The 20,203-nt window shown below is 63.8% G+C and carries 22 protein-coding genes; 1 reads left to right on the forward strand and 21 read right to left on the reverse strand.

The features are described from left to right. Positions 1 to 24: 24 nt before the first annotated feature. The 10 genes from F1642_RS05005 to F1642_RS05050 all read right to left on the reverse strand — a co-directional run bounded on the left by F1642_RS05005 (position 25) and on the right by F1642_RS05050 (position 10,716). Positions 25 to 507, reverse strand: coding sequence for a hypothetical protein (locus F1642_RS05005; protein WP_194885635.1), 483 nt, complete (start codon positions 505 to 507; stop codon positions 25 to 27). Next, positions 507 to 1,469 (reverse strand): hypothetical protein, encoded by a 963-nt coding sequence (locus F1642_RS14970; protein ID WP_206692669.1) that lies wholly within the window; start codon positions 1,467 to 1,469, stop codon positions 507 to 509. Before F1642_RS14970 ends, F1642_RS05005 begins: the two co-directional genes overlap by 1 nt. Then, positions 1,469 to 1,780 carry a hypothetical protein gene (locus F1642_RS05015; protein WP_194885636.1) on the reverse strand — a complete coding sequence of 104 codons (312 nt, stop codon included), beginning with the start codon at positions 1,778 to 1,780 and terminating at the stop codon, positions 1,469 to 1,471. Before F1642_RS05015 ends, F1642_RS14970 begins: the two co-directional genes overlap by 1 nt. A 66-nt stretch (positions 1,781 to 1,846) precedes the next feature. Beyond that, positions 1,847 to 2,221, reverse strand: a complete 375-nt coding sequence (locus F1642_RS05020; RefSeq protein ID WP_194885637.1) for a hypothetical protein — start codon at positions 2,219 to 2,221, stop codon at positions 1,847 to 1,849. 79 nt (positions 2,222 to 2,300) lie between these two features. Further along, positions 2,301 to 3,038: a hypothetical protein gene (locus tag F1642_RS05025; protein WP_194885638.1), complete on the reverse strand. Its 738-nt coding sequence runs from the start codon at positions 3,036 to 3,038 to the stop codon at positions 2,301 to 2,303. A 9-nt stretch (positions 3,039 to 3,047) separates the two neighbouring features. Continuing rightward, a complete protein-coding gene (locus tag F1642_RS05030) occupies positions 3,048 to 5,585 on the reverse strand; it encodes a hypothetical protein (protein ID WP_194885639.1) in 2,538 nt (845 codons plus the stop codon). A gap of 90 nt (positions 5,586 to 5,675) precedes the next feature. Next, positions 5,676 to 6,134, reverse strand: coding sequence for a tail fiber assembly protein (locus F1642_RS05035; protein WP_194885640.1), 459 nt, complete (start codon positions 6,132 to 6,134; stop codon positions 5,676 to 5,678). Further along, positions 6,131 to 9,670 (reverse strand): phage tail protein, encoded by a 3,540-nt coding sequence (locus F1642_RS05040; RefSeq protein WP_194885641.1) that lies wholly within the window; start codon positions 9,668 to 9,670, stop codon positions 6,131 to 6,133. Before F1642_RS05040 ends, F1642_RS05035 begins: the two co-directional genes overlap by 4 nt. A gap of 4 nt (positions 9,671 to 9,674) precedes the next feature. Further along, entirely contained in the window at positions 9,675 to 10,100 is a 426-nt protein-coding gene (locus tag F1642_RS05045; protein ID WP_194885642.1) for a hypothetical protein, read from the reverse strand. Position 10,101: 1 nt separating this feature from the next. Then, positions 10,102 to 10,716, reverse strand: coding sequence for a hypothetical protein (locus F1642_RS05050; RefSeq protein WP_194885643.1), 615 nt, complete (start codon positions 10,714 to 10,716; stop codon positions 10,102 to 10,104). A gap of 89 nt (positions 10,717 to 10,805) precedes the next feature. Here F1642_RS05050 and F1642_RS05055 point away from each other — a divergent pair, with 89 nt between their 5' ends. Next, entirely contained in the window at positions 10,806 to 11,237 is a 432-nt protein-coding gene (locus F1642_RS05055; RefSeq protein ID WP_194885644.1) for a hypothetical protein, read from the forward strand. Positions 11,238 to 11,274: 37 nt separating this feature from the next. Here F1642_RS05055 and F1642_RS05060 read toward each other — a convergent pair whose 3' ends face one another. The 11 genes from F1642_RS05060 to F1642_RS05110 all read right to left on the reverse strand — a co-directional run bounded on the left by F1642_RS05060 (position 11,275) and on the right by F1642_RS05110 (position 20,203). Beyond that, positions 11,275 to 11,925: a hypothetical protein gene (locus F1642_RS05060; protein WP_194885645.1), complete on the reverse strand. Its 651-nt coding sequence runs from the start codon at positions 11,923 to 11,925 to the stop codon at positions 11,275 to 11,277. Beyond that, positions 11,925 to 13,775, reverse strand: a complete 1,851-nt coding sequence (locus F1642_RS05065) for a hypothetical protein (RefSeq protein ID WP_194885646.1) — start codon at positions 13,773 to 13,775, stop codon at positions 11,925 to 11,927. The genes F1642_RS05060 and F1642_RS05065 overlap by 1 nt, the downstream gene beginning before the upstream one ends. Positions 13,776 to 13,800: 25 nt before the next feature. Then, a complete protein-coding gene (locus F1642_RS05070; RefSeq protein WP_194885647.1) occupies positions 13,801 to 14,217 on the reverse strand; it encodes a hypothetical protein in 417 nt (138 codons plus the stop codon). Between the two features lie 7 nt (positions 14,218 to 14,224). Then, positions 14,225 to 14,395, reverse strand: coding sequence for a hypothetical protein (locus F1642_RS05075; protein WP_194885648.1), 171 nt, complete (start codon positions 14,393 to 14,395; stop codon positions 14,225 to 14,227). A gap of 158 nt (positions 14,396 to 14,553) precedes the next feature. Further along, positions 14,554 to 14,964: a hypothetical protein gene (locus F1642_RS05080; protein ID WP_194885649.1), complete on the reverse strand. Its 411-nt coding sequence runs from the start codon at positions 14,962 to 14,964 to the stop codon at positions 14,554 to 14,556. A 3-nt stretch (positions 14,965 to 14,967) separates the two neighbouring features. Beyond that, positions 14,968 to 15,396 carry a phage tail tube protein gene (locus F1642_RS05085; protein ID WP_194885650.1) on the reverse strand — a complete coding sequence of 143 codons (429 nt, stop codon included), beginning with the start codon at positions 15,394 to 15,396 and terminating at the stop codon, positions 14,968 to 14,970. Between the two features lie 21 nt (positions 15,397 to 15,417). After that, positions 15,418 to 15,840: a hypothetical protein gene (locus F1642_RS05090; protein WP_194885651.1), complete on the reverse strand. Its 423-nt coding sequence runs from the start codon at positions 15,838 to 15,840 to the stop codon at positions 15,418 to 15,420. Positions 15,841 to 15,843: 3 nt separating this feature from the next. Then, complete coding sequence (locus F1642_RS05095) at positions 15,844 to 16,167, reverse strand: hypothetical protein (protein WP_194885652.1); 324 nt, start codon at positions 16,165 to 16,167, stop codon at positions 15,844 to 15,846. Continuing rightward, complete coding sequence (locus F1642_RS05100) at positions 16,167 to 16,517, reverse strand: DUF2190 family protein (protein ID WP_194885653.1); 351 nt, start codon at positions 16,515 to 16,517, stop codon at positions 16,167 to 16,169. The genes F1642_RS05095 and F1642_RS05100 overlap by 1 nt, the downstream gene beginning before the upstream one ends. A 79-nt stretch (positions 16,518 to 16,596) precedes the next feature. Continuing rightward, positions 16,597 to 18,717 (reverse strand): head maturation protease, ClpP-related, encoded by a 2,121-nt coding sequence (locus F1642_RS05105; protein WP_194885654.1) that lies wholly within the window; start codon positions 18,715 to 18,717, stop codon positions 16,597 to 16,599. Next, complete coding sequence (locus F1642_RS05110; RefSeq protein WP_194885655.1) at positions 18,710 to 20,203, reverse strand: phage portal protein; 1,494 nt, start codon at positions 20,201 to 20,203, stop codon at positions 18,710 to 18,712. The genes F1642_RS05105 and F1642_RS05110 overlap by 8 nt, the downstream gene beginning before the upstream one ends.

Raw genomic sequence — 20,203 nt, forward strand, 5'->3', positions numbered from 1 at the left:
GCCGCCAAATGGGGTGTTTGGACCTTAAGGTAGGTTCACAATGAGCTGGTCGATCGTGTAGGTCGTGAGGTCAGCAGGTTGAGTGCTGGCCGTTAAAAAGCCCCAGTACGGGCGCGTATTCAAAACAACGTCGACGCTTGTCGGGTTTGACTGGTTAAAGATTTCCCGAGCGACGTTCAGGCCAGATGTGTCTGTCGTGGTTCTTGCCCAAAGCAGCGCCGGACCGGTCTTGCTGTATCGGAACCGCAGGCGAGTTCCGGTCGGCATGCCCCAATCGAAAATAAGGTGACTTCTTGAAGTTGTTGCTCGGCTGAAGACGATAGTGTCTGCGGTACGACTGTTGATGGTGTAATCCGAAAGCCCCGCAATATTGTTCAGGAACGACCATGAAGCTGCGGGGGCAGACGACGGCTTGGCCCAGACCTTTGCCCCATCTTGCCAAAGCCCGGTCTGCTCCACGCCGGCAAGAAAGCTCTTTTGTTGCTCTCTTAGGTTGATGACCGGCATCAGGTCACCTGCCGCGAGAACACAACCACCCCAGGGTTGGCGGTAGAGTAGGCCAGTGCCTCGGCATCGGTGGCAAAGGACTGCGCGGTGACGATGTTTCCAGTCCCGGTCACGGCCTGCCCGTTCACGGTCTTGAACGTGGTCGTAGGCTGCTTTCCGTCCAGCGCCGCTTGCAGGCCCGAAACGTCGGCAACGGCATGCCCGTGTCCGGTGCCAGACTTGCCGTCCAGCGCGGCCTGCAGGCCGGACACTGACGCAATCGGCTGTGTGCCGGTGTGGGTCGACCGCTCGCGCAGCTGCGCGTCTGTGGCGTTTGCTGTGGCCCCTGCTGCAATGGCTGCCAGCTTGTTCCTTTCGGCCGTGGTGAAGCTCTCGCCGGCAAGCGCAATGGTCAGCACGTTCCCGGCGTCGTCATAGACAACCGAAATGCCCGTGCCTTCCGTGACCAGTCCGCCGACGAAGTCTTCAATCTCCTCCTGTCCCAGCACTGGGCCGGTGGAGCCGCTGGCCGTGATGCTGAGGGCACCTGTTAACTCATCATAGGCCACCGAGGCGTTCGCGTGCGTGCCGCCTTGGAACATGGCAGCCACGAGGTCACGCATCTGCGCTGTCGACAGCACGGCGGCTGCATCGGCTTTCTCTGCAAGTGCGGTCGAAAGCCCAGCAACATCCGCGATCTGGTGGCCATGGTCGACCGGCTGGAACTGGATGGGCTTATCTCGGACCTGGTCCCATGTCGGCGCGGGCGTGCCCTCCAACGCGATAACGCGTGCTGTCAGCAGGGCGTCATCGTATGGCGATCCACCGGCTGGAGCATCGATCGCCACCAGCGCCCCGTTCACTCCATAGCCGATGAACTGTCCCTCTAATCCTTGCGGCAGGGACCCGGCATCATTTGGCACCAGGATCGGCCCGAGATCGGTTGTCTCGGGGTTCTGGCCTGTCAGATAGGTGACGCGCATCAGATGACCTCCGTCGCAGGCGGCAGGATGTTCACGCGGAAATAGCTGGCGGGAGGCAGGAAGAAGCCGTGCCCATCGCGCGCGATCAGCAGGTCGATGTCGACAATCCCCTCCGGCCAATCCGCGGAATCCCCCGACAGGAGGATTGTCCGGACATCAGGGTTCACCGTGACGGAAAGCGGTCTCGCGACGTCCATTTGGCGTGCCTCACAGCGCGCGCTGGTCCAAGGATGGATCGCGGACCATTCCTCATCGGTAAACTGATCAAGCAGGATCTGCACGACGGCGCCGCGCTTCCAGATAGGTGTCATGGGAGGCCCTATGAAAAAGCCCGCCGGTTAGGGCGGGTATGGGTCAGTTCGTGTCGAGAACAGGGTTCAGTTATTGCCAGCATCCCGCTGGCTGGTGATCTGTCTCAGCAGATCGTTCGTCTCACGCTGCGCCGCCTTCAGCTCATCCATTGATCGTGCCAGCGCCTCGTAGCGCTCACTGTTCCGAGCGTCAGAGATCTCCAGCTGCTGGATCGAGCGCCGGTGCGTCACCAGGTCAGCCCGGATGTCGGTCAATTGCTTTTCGTGGGTCAGGCGTAGCTCCGAGGTCGCCTGCGTGCCCTGAAGCTCAATGCGCTTCATCTCGCGCTGGCCTTCCAGCAGTCCGGCCTGCAGGGTCGTGAAAGACACTGTCACGGCGACGATCGTTGCGCCGATCGACCAGATATTGCCCCAGGTGATGCCACCTTCAATCTTCGCCATGAGGTATCCCTTCAGTACAGGCGGATATGAAAAAGCCCCGCACCGTGGCGGGGCTGTCGTCGTCAAAACGCGTTTCAGATCAGGCGACCCATTGCAGCAGCATGTTGCGCTCGGATTCAGTGACGGCACGGGTCCAGATGCCGAAGGGACCGAGGTATCCCCGCAGGTTGCCCGCTTGCGCCGCCACAGCGTTGCCAACAGAAAGGCCCTGCATGTTGAACGGCACCGTCAGCGCTCGCGTGTTGCTGCTGCCGTTGCTCAGATACATCGTCAACGTCAGCCCGGAGATCACAACCACCACGCCGATCGAGCCTGACCATTCCGCCGGAAGGGGAACGTCCATGCTGAACGAGTTATCGTTGGTCTGATAGCGCATGTACCGCGTGCCATTGGTGAAGCGGTACGCGATCCTCGACATGGCGCCGGCGACGGAGCTGCCCCAGAAATACTGGTTGTCCACGCCAAGCTGTTCAGCATGGATGCGAGCCTTTACTGCGATGGTGATCGCAGACCGTTCACCGATGGCCGCCCCCGTCAAATCCAGCTGTGCCGCGGCGGCCTGCACCGGGGACGAGAAGCGCAGCTGGCCACCTTCTGGAATTGGGCGACGGGCGGCGACGGTCTGCCCGAGAATGCGGTTATTGATCCGGCCCCGCCATTCCGCCACACGACCATCGACAAGCCCGTAGTTCTGGGCATTGTCCTCGGGCAGCCACACGTCGATTGGGTTGGGGAGTGCCAGCACCTGGTCTACCAGAGGCAGAACAACGCCGAATGCCTTGCTAGCCGGGGCCACAAATCCAAATTTCAGACGCATCGTGCTACCTCACAAAGCCATTTTGAAGCTGTTGACCCAACGATGCAGGGTCTGGCCCGGCAAGAGAAGCGACGGCTTGGTCAGCGACGTGCGTAGCAAGCCACGGTGCGCGTTGAAACGGTTCCCGGCGCCACGAACATCCTGAGACTGATAGGCATACCGAACGCTGGTGGGCGCACTGCTGCATGTCAGAACGACCTGACGGCCGCGAATGTCGATGCCGGTGATCGTGCCGCCGCCGATCTGCAAGCCCAGATAGGCATCGATCCCCACACCGCTGTACTTGGCCGGGTCGTGAGACATCAGATACTCGTCCTCACGCAGGCTGTCGAAGGTCAAGACCAGCGTGTTGCCGATGACTGAGGGGACAGGACGGCGGATGGTCCAGCGATTCCCGGCCTGCACTTCCGCTGCGCACCAGGCGCGCGTTTCAGAGTACAGGATCGTGGCGTGGGCATCCGGGTGGACGTTATCGTCGGCAATCTCGAAGGGGTACTGCGGGACGGCCAAAACGCCACCCCCTGCCTCGCAGAACTGAAGCTGCTCGTCGACGACCTCCCATGCCGGCGTCAGGGTATTCGAGTTGCCCCCTGCCTGATCGATCAGCATGACTGCGGCACCTTCGATGCCTTTGGCGCGAACCGCGGCCTGATAGTCGCGGCTGTATTTCCACATGAAGGCCAGGTAGCGGCCAGCCGCCCAGGACTGGGCATGCGTGCCGTGATCGATCGAGTGGAAAGGAACCCGCAGCAGCTTGTTCGCTGCCTGCGCCTGCAGCTTTGCCTGATCCAAGACGAACATGGCGTTGTTCCAGATCGTCAGGGATCCTGTTCCGGTGGCAGGATCATTATCCATGTCATCGGCCGAGACGCCGCTGATGCCATGGCACTGCGTGATGACCGGAACCATCTGCAGCCCCAGTGCGAGGCGATACTCATTGATCGCGGCGGCCATCGGCCAAGCCGAGGTGACGACCGTAGAACCCGGCATTGCCGGACCAAGGCCGGTCGCCTGGACGCCCGTGTTGTAACCCTGGGATCGCGGCATATCGACTGTCGAGATAGGGATGGGGTTGCCGTTTGCATCATTATCCCCCCGGGCCGTGCCTTGCAGCATCAGCGCAGCGCCAACCCGGGCACGAGCGATAAGCTGTGCCCGGTTCACAGCGGGCAGCGAGGTGGGGATGTCTCCCCCGACGGAGAGGGACTGACCGTTGACCGTGATCAGATCCAAGGCAGTCGTCGAGAGCAGGGCGCTGCCGGTACCGCCGCCGCCCCCGCTGCTCCCAAGGTACGGGGCACCGCGTTGCCAGAACGTCCTGGACATGTGAGCATCAAGCCCGCTATCGGCTTCATCGGCCTCCGTGCGCCAGACGATCAGCGCCTTATCTTCCCCATCAGTGGCAAGGGCGATGACGGATCCACCAGCCAAGGCTTGGAACGGTGCCGCGATTTCTGTCTGGACGTTGGCAACCGAACTGGCGACAGCGGCAAGGTTGGCCTGAAATGAGCCGATCAGGGAGTTGACCAGCGCGGTGGCATCAGCGCGACCGAAGGGCTCGGCAACCATCTGCCAGGCATTGATCGCGGCCATCCGTTCGAACTGATAGACCCGCCCGGGCATCAGCGCGCCTTCCGTCAGGACAACACCATTCATGTCGCGCAGCTGCACGCCGTTCAATGTTGCTGGGCCCGTGTTCGCCGCGATCGGGATGATCGAGAGACGAGTGCCAACCGAGTTCGTGAGGGCCGGCGGAAAGGTGGCGGTGATCGCGTTGGCTGTGCCGCCCACGGCAGAGACCGGAATGAACATGTCGTTCATGTTGAGGCGGAGCGTGGTGCCCCAGCCATCCCCGGTCGAGAACAGCGGGTCTGTTCCGGCCGTGTTCACATTGCGCTGTCGGACTTCGAGAGCCGTCATGTTCCGGATCATCAGGTTCGGAACGTTCGTGTTAAGCAGCGGCGCCCCATTGATGGCAGCCGCCCGGGTCGAGAAGACCTGGATACCGTCGACGCCTGCAGGGCCAACGATGGGCCCGGCATTCGTCCAGCCCGTGCCGTTGAAGATCTGGACCGACCCGTTGACCAGGTACGTGTCGCCAATGAGGCGGTTTTCGGTCGGCAGCTGGCCGATGTTCGAGAATGAGCCCAGGATGCGCAGTCCGACCGAGGTCAGCGACGACAGTCCAAGGATCGTTCGCATGGCCTGCGTTGTCGGCTGCGACAGCAGCTCGCGCGCCAAGGCCGTGATGGCAGTGGTCACTGCCGAGTTCGGGCCATTAAAATACGGCAGCTGGTCGCTTGCCGAATCCAAGTTGGCCAAGGCAGGCAGGTTGCCGCTTTCCAGTATCTGCTGCACTGTTCGGGCGGACGCCATGACCCTGACGGCATCTGACGTGAACCGGACCTCATACTGCGCCCCTGCAACGGGCAGTGGGCCCGCCCAGGGCCGCACCAGCGTCAGCTGGATGTTGCTGTCGACACTCTCGATCGAGGCCGTCAGCCCTCCCAGCTCAAAGACATCGCCGGGCCGGATCTGGCTGGACATGAACAAGGTGCCGATCCCTGCCACAATCCGGCTGCCAGGAGTGACGCTGACAGTCCCGGTTCTGTACGCAGTTGTCGGCATAGGTCCACCTTACTTTGAGGGCTCTTCGGGCCACGCAGGATTGGCAGGATCTGCCATGATGGTCTCAAGGTCACGGAGGGCCGCTCGATAGTCGGCCCACAGCTTTCGTCTTTCGGGAGTGATGGGGAAGTCCGCAACCATGTATTTGTCGGATTGATCAAGAAGTTCGTCCCGCTTAGCCCGGGCCAGCGCCCAGGCTATGATGTTCTCGGACTCCTCGATGGCTTCCCATTCTTCAACGGTGGGGTCGTCCCACCTCTCAAGGTCCAGGTTCCACGATGCCCCATCCCAAGGCCGAGGCCCCGGGAAAGGTTTGATCTGCCCGTCCTTGACGTAGGCTTCTCCGGGGTCGGCCATTCCCTCGACCGCCCCCTCAGTGAGATAAAGGATCTGATCCTTCGGATCCGAACAGACGCCTGACCGAAGAACCTCTCCTGTAGTCTTGTCGTAAACAGCGAAATGTTTCATCGCATAACCCCCAGGATGGACATGGACCCCCGGGCGCCAAGTTCGGTAGCGCCCCAGCCTTGCCAATCGAGCGTCACGACGTTGGTCCCTTCCACCCCCAGACCGAAAGCGTTGCCGCTTGGGAAGTCGGCAGGAAGTCCGTTGGTGTCCTTGTCCTCGATGTTGACCCCGTTTAGCTGAACGCGCAGGCCGTAGGCACCAAATCCACCTGGGCTGTAGTAGTGCTTGATAGCCCAGTTGACGGCAAGACGCCCGACTTGGTTGAGGGGGACGTTCAAGGTCAAAAGGTTCCTCCAGACCCCTTCACCCGCCTGCTGCACGATCGGTCCCCGCCCCCCCACCGGCACCACTACCTGGTCAGGCCCGATCGACAGCGTCCGGACCAGTAGGTTCGACGCGTAGACGTTGTCGCCATCGACCACGAAAGGAACCTTTCGTGCGTTCGCAGGACCACTTCCAGTCGCAATCGCGAAACGGTTCGCTGTTGCGATGATCTGGTTGGTCCCGTCCCCCCGAGCTTCGAGAAAGAACGCCGCCAGGGACTCGTTGACCCCATCCGAGGCTTCGGCTGCCAGCGCAATGCGAGAGATGATCCCATCAGGCGCCGTGACCGCAGTGGCGCGAAGTAGGCCAGAGGCAGTCCCGCGATTGGTTCTCGCCCTCACCTGCGTGATGGCGTCGGACGTCACCGCCTGTTCGATGATCAGACGCGGCACGCTCGATGCTGCAATCGCGACCCAAGCGCCATTGACGCGCTCGAACCAGTTCTGGTTGCCGGTGTTTTGCCAATAGTCTCCATTGGCCACCTGCGCGCCTGTCGGCCCTGGAAACGGCTGACGCCACACCTGGTTGGTGGAACCCGCCACCCGCTCGATCTGCGTCACCCTGACGTTCAGGGCATCAGTTGCCCCACCCACAGCACCGTCGATCGAGGCGGCCACTTGGTCGATCCGATCGCTCAGGATCTCGGTCGACAACAGCAACGGGGGAATGGTACTGGCTGCCACCGCGACCCAAGCCCCGGAATTGCGCGAGTACCACTGCCGTGGCGAAGCATCGAGATCGAGCCAGTAGTCGCCGTTACGCACCGCGGCCCCGATTGGCGCAGCGTTCTGCCGCCAGACCCGGTTATCGGTCCCCGCAACGCGCTCAACCTGCGTGATCCGCGAGAGCAGAGAACTCGACCCGTCAGCTGCAGCCCCGTTCAGGACAGCCTCGACCTCATCGATCGACGCCGCCAGCGCCTGCGTCTGGCTTGCCAAGGCAATCTGCTGCTCACGCACCACGGCAGCACTGGTCAGGAACTCCGCCCGCATGGTCTGCGTCCGGATCGACGCCGACAGCTGCTCAGTGATGATGACGTCCATCTCCTCTCGGAAGCTGGACTTGGCTGTCTCTGTTTCGACCAGCAGATCTGTCCGGAGCTGCTGGCGGGCAAGGAGCTCCCCGAAGGCCCCGTCTGCGACGCCATCGCTGAGTTGCTGGATCAGGTCCTGTGCTTCTCGGATTCGGCCGTTCATACCTTCAAGAACGACGTCGGTGCCCTCGATATACTCGAAGAACTCGCCGAGATCCTCGCGGACCTCATCGATGATCTCATCGTAGCGCACGTCATTAGGGCCGAGGCGGACATCGGGCGTCGTTACCGTCAGCCACGAAGACCATGCCGACCGCGGGGTCAGGTCGGACAGCAGTCGCGCCCGGACCTCGTAGTCTGTCATTGGCAAGACGTTCTGCAGGTACCACGAGAATGGCGCAGAGAACCTCCGAAGAGTGTCGATTACCGCCACGGTAGTTCCTACGCGGCGGGCCTCGATCTGGATCTCGGTCACACCGACTTCATCACCGTTGCAGGCGACCAGGATCGCCGGGCGACGGGCAGCACCGCCTGCATCCTGTATGCTGGTACCTATAGCGGTCAGGCCCCTGATCGGCTGCACGAACGGACGCGGGTTCACCGGGGGTGTGATGATAATCGGACGCTCGAAATCGCTCGACCAGTCGTAGTCACCCGGATCGACCTCACGCAGGTTCACCAGCACGTTCATGCCCGGCGTCTTGTCGACGATCTCAGGGATGAAACGCTTGTTCACATATCCATTGCGGGCGCTGGTCCAGGTGACCATGTCCAGCTTCGGTTCCAGACCATAAGCATCCGGCGGCAAATAGAACTGGTGCCGACGCTGGCGGCGGAAATCCCGCATCTGCGATCGCAGCAGGCGCTGCACCTGGCGGCCATACGGCACGGCGCCATAGGTCATCGAGGTCGGCAGATGCCGCCCGTCATCCTCCTCTCTCGCGTCAGCATCGACATATTCCGGCGCGTCCTTGCTGGCCCATTTTTCCCCAGGTTCCGGATAGGTGGCGCTGACGGCGTTAAACGTATCGCTGGCGGGGTAGAAAGGATTGAAGCTCTGCCCTTCGGTGATGAGGATGTCGCCGTCAGTGAACGAAAACACCGAGGATCCTGGCAGGTCCACGATGACCTTCAAGCGGCCACCCGTTTCCACAAAGCTCATGTTCGCAGACTTGCTGATCTCGTCGAGGACAGAGGCGGGCTCCATGTCGACACCGATCTCGAACCCGCACCGATAGCGTGGCTCGGTACCGCCGCCAGCCACCGTGACAGGCTGATCGCAGGCATTGGCGGCGGCTGTCCACTCCGCAATCGGAAGGCGCCAGGCGGGAAGGTTCTTGCCGCCATAGACCCACTCGTCGCCGTAATAGATGCCGCGCACGATGTTGTATCCGATCACGGCGGGGTTCCGCGTCGGCTGATAGGTCGATCGGACGCCCCAACGCTGCGCACCGCTGCCGCCATTCGTGCTGTCGAACCGCCAGTCGTAGAGCGGCAGCGGCGATGGCTCCAACAGGAAGGTCGGATAGCTTGTCAGGATCTCGTCGTCGAACAGCGAGGTGATGATCGCGTATGACTTGCCGCGACCGATATGCTGCGCCGTCCAGGGATAGCTCGGATCGTTCCCGAACAAGTTGATCAGTGTCTGGTCAGCCGCGAGTTGGGTGCCATCAAGCCACCGCACCCAGATCCGGGTAGCACCGTCACGATTGAAGTTCGTCAGGCGATAGCCGACATTCGCGATCCCGCCGAGGGTTTCCTCACCCTGATCCAGCAGGATGTTGCCCCGCTCATCGTTGATCCAGATGCCCTCCAATCCCTGCGGAAGCGCCGAGTACTCGACCACCTCGGTGATGAAGCGAGTGTTGTCGCCCCAGCTGCCGATGTACTTACGTTTGCCAGCAGTCGCGAACCTGCCGGCCACGAAGGATAGGGGAAGGTTGTCCCCCATCTTGACGTCGAAGCTGACATCGGCGCCGGGCTGCTTCGGCTTGTAGAGTGCACTGGAGATAGCCGTGAGCGCTGTGCTGACCGCAAAGTTCACGATGAAGGTCGCAGTCGCTGCGGTAACTGCGAACGTCGACCCAGCCCATGCGACAGCCGCGCTGATCGGATCGGCATGCGCCGGACCAGCGAAAACGACCGCCAGGGCGGTGATAATCAGAAGCAGCTTTTTCATGCGTTCAGCCGACCTTGAATGCTCGGATCAGATCCGCCCGAGGGCGATGTCCGTGGCCTTGTTCCGTCATCACCACCAGGCTGGAGGCGTCGATCATGCACAGGGCCTCGCCCAGAGGGCCGTCAGAGGCCACAATGCCGATGTCGCCCACGTTCGCGAAGGCGGGGTGAACACTTGGCAGGCGCAGCGCCACGAAAGCGCTAAGGCCATCGGCACCGGCACTGCGCAGAAGCTTGAGCGCGCCGCGGGGGCTGGCGTACTTGCCGCGATAGCCCCGCGCCATATCCACCCCTGTCAGGGCTTCCACGATGCCTGCAGCAAAGCCGATGGCGCAGTCATGCTTTCCCCACGTGAACGGGTCGCGGCGCTGGCGGTCCATCTCAGCGGCCAGACGTGCGCGCCAGTCGTCAAGGCGGTGCAGTTCCTGCATGTCAGTCCTTTCTCCACTGGACTTTCCGGGCCTGCATGGTGCCGGAGTATTCGCTGAACCGATCACCGGCCTGGCGGCGCTTCTGGTGGCTGTCTGATGACTTGGCCGGGTTTGGGGCCAGCAGCTGCGTCATCAGCTCCGACCGAATGATCAGCCCGATGCTGCCCTGCCCGCCGACTTCGGGCGTGCCGATCTGAACGTCGTCCACGATGCCGATGAACTGCAGCTGCGGATCGCTCGAAAATTCGCCCCCGACCCAGCTGGTCGCGTGGATCTCGCAATAGGCAAGGCGCACGTCATAGCCGCGCACAAGCTGCTGCGTCGCCGCAGCGATCTGGCTCATGCTGACAGTTACCGGCTCATCCGTGAGATCGGCGACCAGTTTCAAGTTGGCGACTGAGAGGTTCGTGCCGCCGAGGTATTCCCGCGTGGTCAGGCCGCCGGTGGGGGTCTCGACGTTCCGGGTGATGTTCTCGTCGCCGGCCCACAAACCCAAGGTTTCGGGCGCGCCGGTATCCCGGTTCTTCGCTTCGATCCAGAAAAATAAGACAGGCGCGATGCCCCTGTCACGCGATGCCTGGAGGGATGCCACGAAGGCGGGGTCAAGGTTCTGCATCGGATGCCCTCGGATATTAAAACGCCGGGACTCGACATGAGACCCGGCGCGCCATCACCATCGGAGTGCGAAAACCAATGGAGAATCAAATGAACGAGCGAGTTGGTAGTAAAATCATTGCCATCCACGGAATTGGCACGGATCTGGATGATCAGAATGCATTCGTAGACGTGACCATTCAGGATGGCTCAAGGCATTCACTGGTCTTCGACGAAGATCTGGCCAATCAGCTTGCTATGAGCTTCCTCGCGGCAGGAAACCATCTACTGGGCAAGATTGCAGCACGTGAAGCTGGCCCAACGACAACAAGGATCCCAGGCCAGCCCATTCCCCTATCCAGCGGTAGCGCATCTATTGTGCAGTATGGCCCAGATAAGGTCGTGGCACTTAATCTTACAACAGATCAAGGGTTCACGATGACCTTCACGATGTCCCCTAGAGCCGCTGATATGTTTGCGAAGAGGCTGAGCAATAGGAGAATGGCAGAGCAACTGCAGGATAAAAAACGAACGTTGAACTAGGCAACGGCACGTATGCATTTTCACTTGTCATGTCATGTCACGGCTTCTGGATAATGCGAAGTTCGGCACCGCTGGCGATTTCACCTGCAGGCAGCTCGTAGTTGAAAGGCGTCCATCCGCCAGGCTCGATCGCGGCCTTGAAGTACGGGTCGACCAGCCTGATCGTGGCACCGACCGTCACACCGAACGGCAGATAGGGTCTGATCTCGCGCCCATCGGCGATGTTGCCCAGGCTGCCGGCGGTACCGCCCTCCAGGAAGGTCCCGTAGTACACCCGCCCTGAGGAATAGGTGATGCAGAACCTGTCCGTGGGCGTCAGAACGAACCCTTCCGGAAGACCCGAAAGGCTGATCGCGCCCCGATCGGTTCGAATCCCTGAGATGGTCACTGCCCCCAAGCCCGCGCGGATCGCTGATGCGGGCCCCTTGTAGGCGGGATCGGCAAACAGAAAGGTCCCCCTCGACCCGTCAAGGCCGTCAACCTTCGCTTCGAACGCACGCGCGACAACAGCGGGCATCGTCTGCAGCGTGATGGCTCCCGTCCACAGTGGCTGGGCAAGCTCGCTGGTCCAGTGACGTCCGTCGCCAGCGCCAGATGCCTCATCGAACCTCCGGGGTGTCACGGTAGAACGGAGAACGCGCATCGTGTTGGCGAAGTAGGCCAGGGAATAGGGGAAAACGAGAGCCATCAGCGCCGCCTCGGCTTTGCATTGGTGCGCTGGACTTGCGCAGGGATCGACTTGGAAATCTGGACACCCATGTTCGCTGCCGCGTCTGCAGACACTTCCCGCATCTGGACCTTGAACATTTCACTCGGCAGGACCTCAAGCTTGACCGTTCCACCAGACGGCGCGGCTTTGTCTGCCATGCGCTTTGACAGCTGATGCGGGATGATCTGGGTGCCGCGAGGGAGGTTGACGATCTCCGCGCCCCGCTCGTTCAGTTCCGTCCAGCCGCCCCGCCAGTTGTTCGTCCCGTTGGCATTCGAGCCGATACCCATTTTTGAGAACCAGCCCCCGACCTGCTTGCCGAGACCTCCACTCCAGAGCGCGTCAAAGCCTCGCGACCAAACCATGTCGGCAAGCTTCGACACGAGGCCGGACAGGACCTCACTGAAGGATGCACCACGCTTGGTCAGCTCCCGAAAGCCGTCTGAAAGGCTCGTCTTCCATTCCTCGGTCGCGGACTTAAGGTCCCTCATTCCCTCGGCTGCCCGGGTCAGGCTTTCGATCTCACGCCCCTCGGCAGAGTCCGCGCTGACCCCCGCCGCGGTCAGGTTCTCCCAGACCTTGGCATCGGTTGCCGACATCCACATCGTGGCCTTGAGTTTCGCGGCCTCCTCGCGCAGCGATTTCATCATCTTCTGCAGCTCGGACAGCTTCTCCTTGGCCTTGGAGGCCGAACCGCCAGCCTTGTCAGCCGCACCGGCAAGCCCCGCGCCACCGGATCCACCAGACCCCGCAAGCGCCGCCTCAGCCTCGGCCGAGCTTTGCGTGATCATGTCGTTCATGTTCTGCCAAGCCTGGGCGGCGGGCGCGAAGGCATCGGTGATAATCTGGCCAGCAGCCGCAGAGTTGATGGAATAGTCCTGGAACGCGTCGGCTGCCTTCAAGCGGACCTTGTCCATCTCGCCAAGCGTCTGTTCTGCAGCGGTGACCAGCGTAGAGGCCGCACCGTCCATCCCGGCGCTTGCGAAGCCCTGGCTCATGCCGACGAGGAAGCTCGCCCATCCGCTCTGAAGGTTAGCAACGAACAGGAAGAACTCCTGCTTGATCTTTGACCAGGTCGCGCTGAGGCCGATGGGGATCGCTTTCGAGCTGTCGACGATGCCCTGCCACACAAGCCCCGCGAGGTCGCCAAGCAGGTCGAGCGCATCGCCAAAGCCACCGGCGGCCTTCATGAGGTCCGCAAAGCCCGTGACCATGCGGTACATGAGGCCGATTGGCGAGTTGGCAATCATCATCCGCAGCGCGTCGCTGACGCCGGTGAACTCGTCGGCTGCGCGAAGCCCCGCCGCGCCCAGCTCCCATAGCGCCGAGACCGCGCCGGACAGGATGGTCACCAACGATGCGAAGAACCGGGCCAGCACGCCGACAACGGATGCCAGGCCGTCAAAGATCAGCCGCAGCCCACTGCCCCGCGTCATCAGCGATACGAAGGTCTCCGCCAGCGAGGTCAGCGCCGGCGCGAAGGCCGCGCCGATGGTATCGCGAACGCCGCGCATCACCGTGCCGACCTCGCCGAGCGTGAGCTTCATGGCCGCCAGCGAGCGGACGGTCTTGTCGCTCATGACCGCGCCTAGATCCTCGGCGCGCCGCGCCAGATCGCCCATGGCCTTGCCGCCATCGCGCAGGAGCGGCAGCAGCAACGTGCTGTCGGAGGCGATGGCCTCCATGTAGAAGGTCATGTCCTGCTGGTTCAGGTTCGCCTTCTGAAGGCTGTCCACATAGAGCTGCAGCGCCTGCGGGCCGGACAGCTTGCGGAACATGTCGGCGGTTACCCCGACCTTCGGCCCGATGACCTCAAAGAAGTCGGCCATCGGTCCCCCGCCGGTGGAGATGAAGTCACCGACCCCGATCGTTCATGTCCTTCAGGATGTCGGCCAGCTTGTCCTGCTCGATGCCGACTGTGCGCGCGCCCGCCGCCCAGCCCTGGAACTCCGAAGGCAAGGCGTTCGACATCCGCGACAGGTTCTGGATCTCGGTGGCCGCGTTGATGGTGGCGGTCGAGATGCCGCCAAGGGCCACGACCGCCGCGCCCGCGGCAGCCGCCACCGCGGTGCCGACATTCGTGCCGAGTGAGCCGAGGGCATTCTGGAGCGAGCTGACGCCGGGCAGGTTGCCGAGGGCACCGAGCCGGCGGTTCACCTCGCCGCTGAAGCGCTGCAGGCCGGTCCGGGCCTGCGCCATCCCGCGCTGGAACTGCGCCTGATCGACGGACAGCCCGACGCGCAGGCGGCCCACCATTTGCCCTGATGCCATCGGTCCCTCACTCTTCGATTGCGGCTTCTTCGGGTGGCGCCATGCGGCGGCGCCACTCCTCCATGGTGATGGCGGGCAACCCTGCCTTCAGGCCATCCAGGTACATCCGGACGTCCTTCTTCCCCCCGCGGGCCAACAGCTTGTCCAGCTTGGGGATCTTCTTCTGGCGGGACAGCACGGCGGTCAGCCAGGCGGTGGTGATCGACAGGTCCTCGCTGCGACGCTGCCGCTCGGTGGCAGCGTCGATCTCGATCAGAGCAAGGCGAGGCGTGATGTCCCAGAACCGTTCCGGGCACAGCCCCAGGATCAGCCAGCCCTTGTGCAGCCTGCCGAGGTCTAGCGCCTCGCCTTGCTCTTTCCCGCCGGTGCCGCCTTCCCGCGCCGGGGGGAGGTCCCGGAGGGGGCGGGATCTTCACTGGCCTGCGGGATGGCTGCGAAGATCAGTCGCGGCGCGAGACCGATGTCTGCCTGCAGGAGGTCGCCCGCCAGGTAGTCGTCGGCCTCGTCGGAGTGGAAGCGCGCCAGCGACACCTCGACCACCCGTATCAGCGCCTGCAGGTCCGGCAGCGAGGCAGCCTCTGCCTGGTCGCCATCTCCAGCGTCAGGCATCCCGCCAGCTGCTTCCATGATCGGCGCGAGGTCCTTGCCGAACTCCTGCTGCAGCTGGCCGATGCCGCGCATGCCGAGATAGAGCCGGTAGGTCTTGCCGCCCAGCTTTGCGGTGACCTCGCCCGTGATGTCCGACATGGATCATGCCCCCTCTTCAGGAAGGATGAAGCTGGACAGCCGGAACGTCGCCTCGGCAGTCATCTTGTCATCGATCGGGGCGGTCCGGCCATAGCCCTTCAGGAACCCGGTGAATCGCTCTTCCTCAGTGCCGCCCTCGGACAGGGTGATGCCGATGATCACCTCTTCGCCGCTGGCCTTCAGTTCCTTGCACAGCGTGTCGGTCGGAGATCCGGGGATCAGGTTCATCGGCACGGTGAGTTCGCCGCTGTCGATCAAGCCCGCGATGAACTGGCGGCGGCGGCCGGGAGATTTCTGGTGGGTCACCTCCACCTCGTCAACTGTCTCGTCGGGCATGTCGATGTCGCCGACCAGAGCAAGGGTCGTCCAGGTGGGGGTGGCGCCGCGTCCAATGCGGACGCCGGAGCCGTAGCCAATCATACCATCGGGCATGGGGTATTCCTTTCGGGGTTGTCAGGCGAGGGTCGGTTCCGATCGCCAGGATTGGATGCGGAAGCTCATCACCAGCGTGCCGACGTTCGCGCTGCCTCCGCCGTTGCTGGTGACGCTGGTGTCTTCGAGTGCGCAGCGGATCTCGCCGCTGCGCAGGGTGGCGAGAATGACGGCCTCGATCACCGCGCTGTCCTCATCGAGCTGGTCCTCGATCTCGTCGCCGCCGATCCGGCGCAGGGCGACCTGCATCAGCGTGCGCTTGGTACTGCTGGACTGGGTATCGCGCGCACTAGGTTCCTGTGGCGTCAGGACGCCCAGGACGGGCAGATCCTCGTCACTGACGCTGCCCGGCCAGACGGCGCGGACATCGACCCCGGCGAAGCGGGGATGCGCGGCCAGCGCGACGCGTGCCAGCCGGCGGTATTCACTGCGGTAATGGGGCATGGCTCAGGTCACCAGATGAAGTTCGCACAGCACGAAGGCATCGCCCGAGGGCGCGCCCGTGGTATGGGTCGTCTCGACCTTGAACGTCCGTCCATCGGGCACAACGATCCGGTCGCCGCGCGCGAGGTTTGGGACAAGGTGGCGCTCGACGCGCCAGGTCGGCGCGTCGATCAGGATCTCCTGTCCATCGGCGCCGGTGACCTCGATCGGGCTCTCACGGAACACGGACTGGAGGTCGCGGACCGGACCGGTGCGCGGGGCATAGGTGATCGTTGTCCCGAACGCCCCGGCGAGGATCCCCGAAAGGCCGTTGAACAGGCTGGTCATCAGGTGGCGGCGGCAGCCGGGGTGGCACCATTCAGGCGAACGGCACCCGTGGCCGACGGGTTGGCCGCGGCCTCGATCGAGACGCCGATCAGGATGGCGCCCGCCACGGGGACGTTGGTCACCAGGCGGCTGGTGGCGTTGACGTAGATCGGCTGACCCACGGTCCAGGCCTGCGCCGAGACCTTCGACAGGGCGTAGCAGCCCTGCAGGTGCGCCTCGACCAGCGCGCCTTGCGCGGCGTCGTGACCGGCCACGCCCGCCAGCAGGCCGGACACGACCATGCCGCCCGAGGCGACCGCGTGGGGGGCGGCGATCGTGACCGACTCGCCCTTCTGCAGATAGTTCTTCATCGGGATCTCTCCTCTGGGGGTTCAACGACAAAAGCCGCCTCGCGGGCAGCTCTTGTCAGGTCAGTCAGGCAGGCGGGGATCAGGCGGGAGCGGCGCCGGGGTTGCGCCAGCCGCCGCGGAAGTCGGCATTGCCGGTTCCGAAGTCGTGCTCGACGGTCATCGAGAAGCCCTGGGTGCCGAAAGGCTCCTCGGTGCGGACGCGCGGGGCCTCCTGGCCTTCCAAGAACCCATAGATCCAGCACGGCGCGCGGCTGGACAGCAGGTACCAGGAGTTGTCGGTGATCTCGGTGGTGACGATCACCTGCAGCTTGCCCGAGAACGGGTTGACCGAGCCGCTCTCGGTGGCGGTGATCTGGGCCACGATCATTTCGGCGGCGGTTTCCTGTTCCGGGCCGACCAGCAGGATGGCGGGGGCCAGGTTCAGCGGCGCACCGTCGATGCTCTTCTGCTTGCGGATCGCAGCGCGACCGGCCGAGAGGGCGGCGGCGGTGATCTGCGTCCCCGAGGCCGCGACGTTGTTGCGGCTGGTGTGGAACATCAGCTGGCCGTCGGCCATCCGTGCGCCCAGCAGGTTGCGGTAGAAGGTCTGTTCCTCGAAGAAGGCCACCGTCTCACCGTAGCTGGACAGCATGTCGTCGATCGCGCCCAGGTCGTCGTTGATCATCATCTGGCGGCTGATGGTCAGCCCGCGGCCATAGGGGACCAGCACAGCGGTCTCGCCGCTCTCGCCGAAGGTGCCCCACTTGATCTCGCCGGTCTCCTGGATCGGCAGCAGCATCGGGAAGTCGCCCGTGCGGATCAGCGGCGTGGGCCGGAAATCGCGGAAGTTGCGCTTCTTGGCGATGGCGCGATAGGTCGGCGTGAAGGCACTGTAGCGTTCCAGCAGGACCTTGCTCAGGGCGTTGTTGAAGATCGCCGGGAAGTCCGACGTCGAGTGCGACGCGGCCATGAAGACGCTGATCTTGTCACCCGCCGAGCGGATCTTGCCGCGGTGACCGCAGGAGGCGGCAGCCATCTCGACCAGCGACATGTCCATATATTGCCGCGCGGCGGCCATGGACGGCTCACGCCCGGCGATCTGGGCGTGCAACGCATGGGCCATCGCGGCGCGCGTGGTGCTGCGCTCGTCGCGCATGATCGAGGCACGCGGCAGGCCGTTGCGCGGGGCCGTGCCACCCTTGGCGTGGTTCATGGTGTACTCCTTGGTCGCCTGCTTGATCGTCAGGCCCTTCTTGATCCAGCTCATGGCCACATCGGCGCCGATCCTGCGCGAGGCCGCGAAGTTCATGATCGCCGTCGCGTGGGCGTTCGGCGTCCCCTGGGCGGTGGCCGGGTCGTCGCCCTCGGCCTCTGCATCGTCATCGTCCGAGGCCTCTGCATCGTCCTCGTCGGACATGTCGGTCTCGTCCTCGTCGGCCATCTGCGACGTGGTCTCGTCGTCCTGCGACGCGGCGGTCTCGTCGTCGGTCTCCATGTTCGGATCATCCTGATCGGACATGGTGGTCTGCGTGTTAGGAGGAGTGCGCTTGCCCATCTGGGTGCCTTTCTGCTTGGGTTTGCCCGATCCGGCCATCATGGCCGTGATCATGTTGCCGGTGGCCTGCCGCGCCAGCCCGTCGCCGATCTGGCGCAGGCCCTTGGGTGCCTTGGGATAGAGGCGATAGTCGAAGGTCGCCGCCGCGGCAGCGTCGGTCTCCTCGTCGGTCTCCGTAGCGAAGCCCGCCTCGACCGCGCCGGCGCCGTCGAAATAGGTCTCGGCCTTCATGATCTCGCGGGCCTCGTCCGCCGAGATGCCGGCGCGCGCGGCGTAGATCCCGGCATAGGCGTTGGCGAGGACCGCCAGGGACTTGGCGATGTGCAGGTGATCATCCTCGGTACCGCGCCCCTGGGTGTACCAGTTGGCCGGGTCGTGGATCATCATGATGGCGCCGAGAGGCATGACGATCTTGTCGCCCGCCATCGCGATCAGCGAGGCCGCCGAGGCGGCGATCCCCTCGATGATCACGGTGACCTCGCCGGGGTGGTTCTTCAGCACCGTGTAGATAGCCTGCCCCTCGGTGGCGATGCCGCCGCCGGAGTTGAGGCGGACGGTCAGCGGGCCGGTCATCCCGGCGATGGCCTCGCGGACGCTCTTGGCGGTGAAGCTGTCCTCGTCCCAGAACGAGGAGCCCACCGTGCCGGTCAGGAGAAGTTCATTCATCAGGCTTGTCCTTGTCGGGAAGGGTCAGGGTCTTGCGGGCCGGGTCGGCGCGCGGGTCGCTGTCGAAGAGGAGGCCCATCCTGTCGGCCTCGTCCTTGTCCTGCAGCTGTTCCTGCAGCAGGCGTTCGGGATCGACGCCCAGCTGGCGCACGACACCCTGGCGGGACTGGAAGCCGGACCGGACGGCGTCGCTCAGCGCGCCGAACTCGCGGGCAGGGTCGACCAGGATGCGATGCGGCGGCACCCAGGTCATCTTCACCGTCCTGGGGTTCTCCCAGATCAGGCGCTGGAACTCCTCGTCGCCCTCGGCCTCGGCCCAGGCCTCGACGAACCAGCCGCCGAAACGCTGCAGGAACATCGGCACCATCATCAGCCACTGCCAACGCGAGATGTTGCGGTCCATCTCCAGCCGCCCGATCCGGGCCGAACTGAAGTTGACCCCGGTCAGATCGCCGGTCAGCGCCTCGTACGTGATGCCGACGCCCATCGCGGATGACCGCAGGACGGACCGCCCGAACTCGTCGAAGCCGCCGACCTCGGGTGGATCGGCAAAGACCATATCCTCATCGGCGCCGATCTCCATGATCACGCCCGGCTGCAGCGTGCCGCCCAGCTCGCCCCGTGCTCTGCCATTCTCGCCCATCCGGTGGAACGCCGCGAAGCATGCGGCGATCTTCTGGCGCATCAGGTGCGCATCCTCCGAATCGTCGAGGTTCAGCAGCTTCTCGGCGATGGGCGTGTACCAGCTGATGCCGCGCGTCTGGCCGGGGCGGTCGACCCGGAACACGTGAATGATGTCCTCGGCGGGCACCCGTTCCGACGCGGACGGAAAGCTGCCCGGCCGCAACTCACCGCCGGGGTGCTGGGTGTAGAGCCAGTAGGCCACCCGGTCGCCGTTGCCGTCGTACTCGATGCCCTCGCGGATCTCGTTTCCGTCGAGCGACTGCCCCCACCGGCTGTCATCGATGTAGTCAGGCTCCAGCACCTCGATCTGCAACGGCATGTCCAGGCCCCGGTTCGCCGGGCGGTGGCGGCGGATCAGCACCTCGCCCGCGTCAATGATGGTGTTCATGGCCGTGGTCTGCAGGCCGTAGAAGTTCTGCAGCCCGGCGCGGTCGATGGCGGTGGTGTCGAGGTGATCCTCGATCAGCTCCAGCCCCCGGTCGCGCATGCGCTTCTGGACAGCCTCTGGCAGCCCCTTGGAGACCTGCACCTTGGGGATGATCCCGTCGCCCACCACGTTGCCGGAGATGACCTGCTGCACCCGTGCCGCGAAGGGCGAGTTGCGGATCATGTCGCGGGCATAGAAGGCCACCATGCGGCGGCTGCGGCCCGCCATGTCGGCGTCCGCGCTGGTGGCGCGGATGCCCTCGTTGCGATGGCCGAGGCGCGAGGCGCGGTAGTGCATGGCCACGGTGCGGGCCTTCTCGCGGGCAGCCCCCCGTGCTGGCGAGATCGCCATGATCACCCTGTCGATGATGTTCAT

Source organism: Paracoccus sp. NBH48, assembly GCF_015390265.1.
GTDB lineage: Bacteria > Pseudomonadota > Alphaproteobacteria > Rhodobacterales > Rhodobacteraceae > Paracoccus > Paracoccus marcusii.

Excerpts from the sequence above, each read along its gene's own strand:
- F1642_RS05005 (WP_194885635.1), bottom strand. The coding sequence starts at position 507 with ATGCCGGTCATCAACCTAAGAGAGCAACAAAAGAGCTTTCTTGCCGGC.
- F1642_RS14970 (WP_206692669.1), bottom strand. The coding sequence starts at position 1,469 with ATGCGCGTCACCTATCTGACAGGCCAGAACCCCGAGACAACCGATCTC.
- F1642_RS05015 (WP_194885636.1), bottom strand. The coding sequence starts at position 1,780 with ATGACACCTATCTGGAAGCGCGGCGCCGTCGTGCAGATCCTGCTTGAT.
- F1642_RS05020 (WP_194885637.1), bottom strand. The coding sequence starts at position 2,221 with ATGGCGAAGATTGAAGGTGGCATCACCTGGGGCAATATCTGGTCGATC.
- F1642_RS05025 (WP_194885638.1), bottom strand. The coding sequence starts at position 3,038 with ATGCGTCTGAAATTTGGATTTGTGGCCCCGGCTAGCAAGGCATTCGGC.
- F1642_RS05030 (WP_194885639.1), bottom strand. The coding sequence starts at position 5,585 with ATGTCCAGCCAGATCCGGCCCGGCGATGTCTTTGAGCTGGGAGGGCTG.
- F1642_RS05035 (WP_194885640.1), bottom strand. The coding sequence starts at position 6,134 with ATGAAACATTTCGCTGTTTACGACAAGACTACAGGAGAGGTTCTTCGG.
- F1642_RS05040 (WP_194885641.1), bottom strand. The coding sequence starts at position 9,670 with ATGAAAAAGCTGCTTCTGATTATCACCGCCCTGGCGGTCGTTTTCGCT.
- F1642_RS05045 (WP_194885642.1), bottom strand. The coding sequence starts at position 10,100 with ATGCAGGAACTGCACCGCCTTGACGACTGGCGCGCACGTCTGGCCGCT.
- F1642_RS05050 (WP_194885643.1), bottom strand. The coding sequence starts at position 10,716 with ATGCAGAACCTTGACCCCGCCTTCGTGGCATCCCTCCAGGCATCGCGT.
- F1642_RS05055 (WP_194885644.1), top strand. The coding sequence starts at position 10,806 with ATGAACGAGCGAGTTGGTAGTAAAATCATTGCCATCCACGGAATTGGC.
- F1642_RS05060 (WP_194885645.1), bottom strand. The coding sequence starts at position 11,925 with ATGGCTCTCGTTTTCCCCTATTCCCTGGCCTACTTCGCCAACACGATG.
- F1642_RS05065 (WP_194885646.1), bottom strand. The coding sequence starts at position 13,775 with ATGGCCGACTTCTTTGAGGTCATCGGGCCGAAGGTCGGGGTAACCGCC.
- F1642_RS05070 (WP_194885647.1), bottom strand. The coding sequence starts at position 14,217 with ATGGCATCAGGGCAAATGGTGGGCCGCCTGCGCGTCGGGCTGTCCGTC.
- F1642_RS05080 (WP_194885649.1), bottom strand. The coding sequence starts at position 14,964 with ATGTCGGACATCACGGGCGAGGTCACCGCAAAGCTGGGCGGCAAGACC.
- F1642_RS05085 (WP_194885650.1), bottom strand. The coding sequence starts at position 15,396 with ATGCCCGATGGTATGATTGGCTACGGCTCCGGCGTCCGCATTGGACGC.
- F1642_RS05090 (WP_194885651.1), bottom strand. The coding sequence starts at position 15,840 with ATGCCCCATTACCGCAGTGAATACCGCCGGCTGGCACGCGTCGCGCTG.
- F1642_RS05095 (WP_194885652.1), bottom strand. The coding sequence starts at position 16,167 with ATGACCAGCCTGTTCAACGGCCTTTCGGGGATCCTCGCCGGGGCGTTC.
- F1642_RS05100 (WP_194885653.1), bottom strand. The coding sequence starts at position 16,517 with ATGAAGAACTATCTGCAGAAGGGCGAGTCGGTCACGATCGCCGCCCCC.
- F1642_RS05105 (WP_194885654.1), bottom strand. The coding sequence starts at position 18,717 with ATGAATGAACTTCTCCTGACCGGCACGGTGGGCTCCTCGTTCTGGGAC.
- F1642_RS05110 (WP_194885655.1), bottom strand. The coding sequence starts at position 20,203 with ATGAACATCATCGACAGGGTGATCATGGCGATCTCGCCAGCACGGGGG.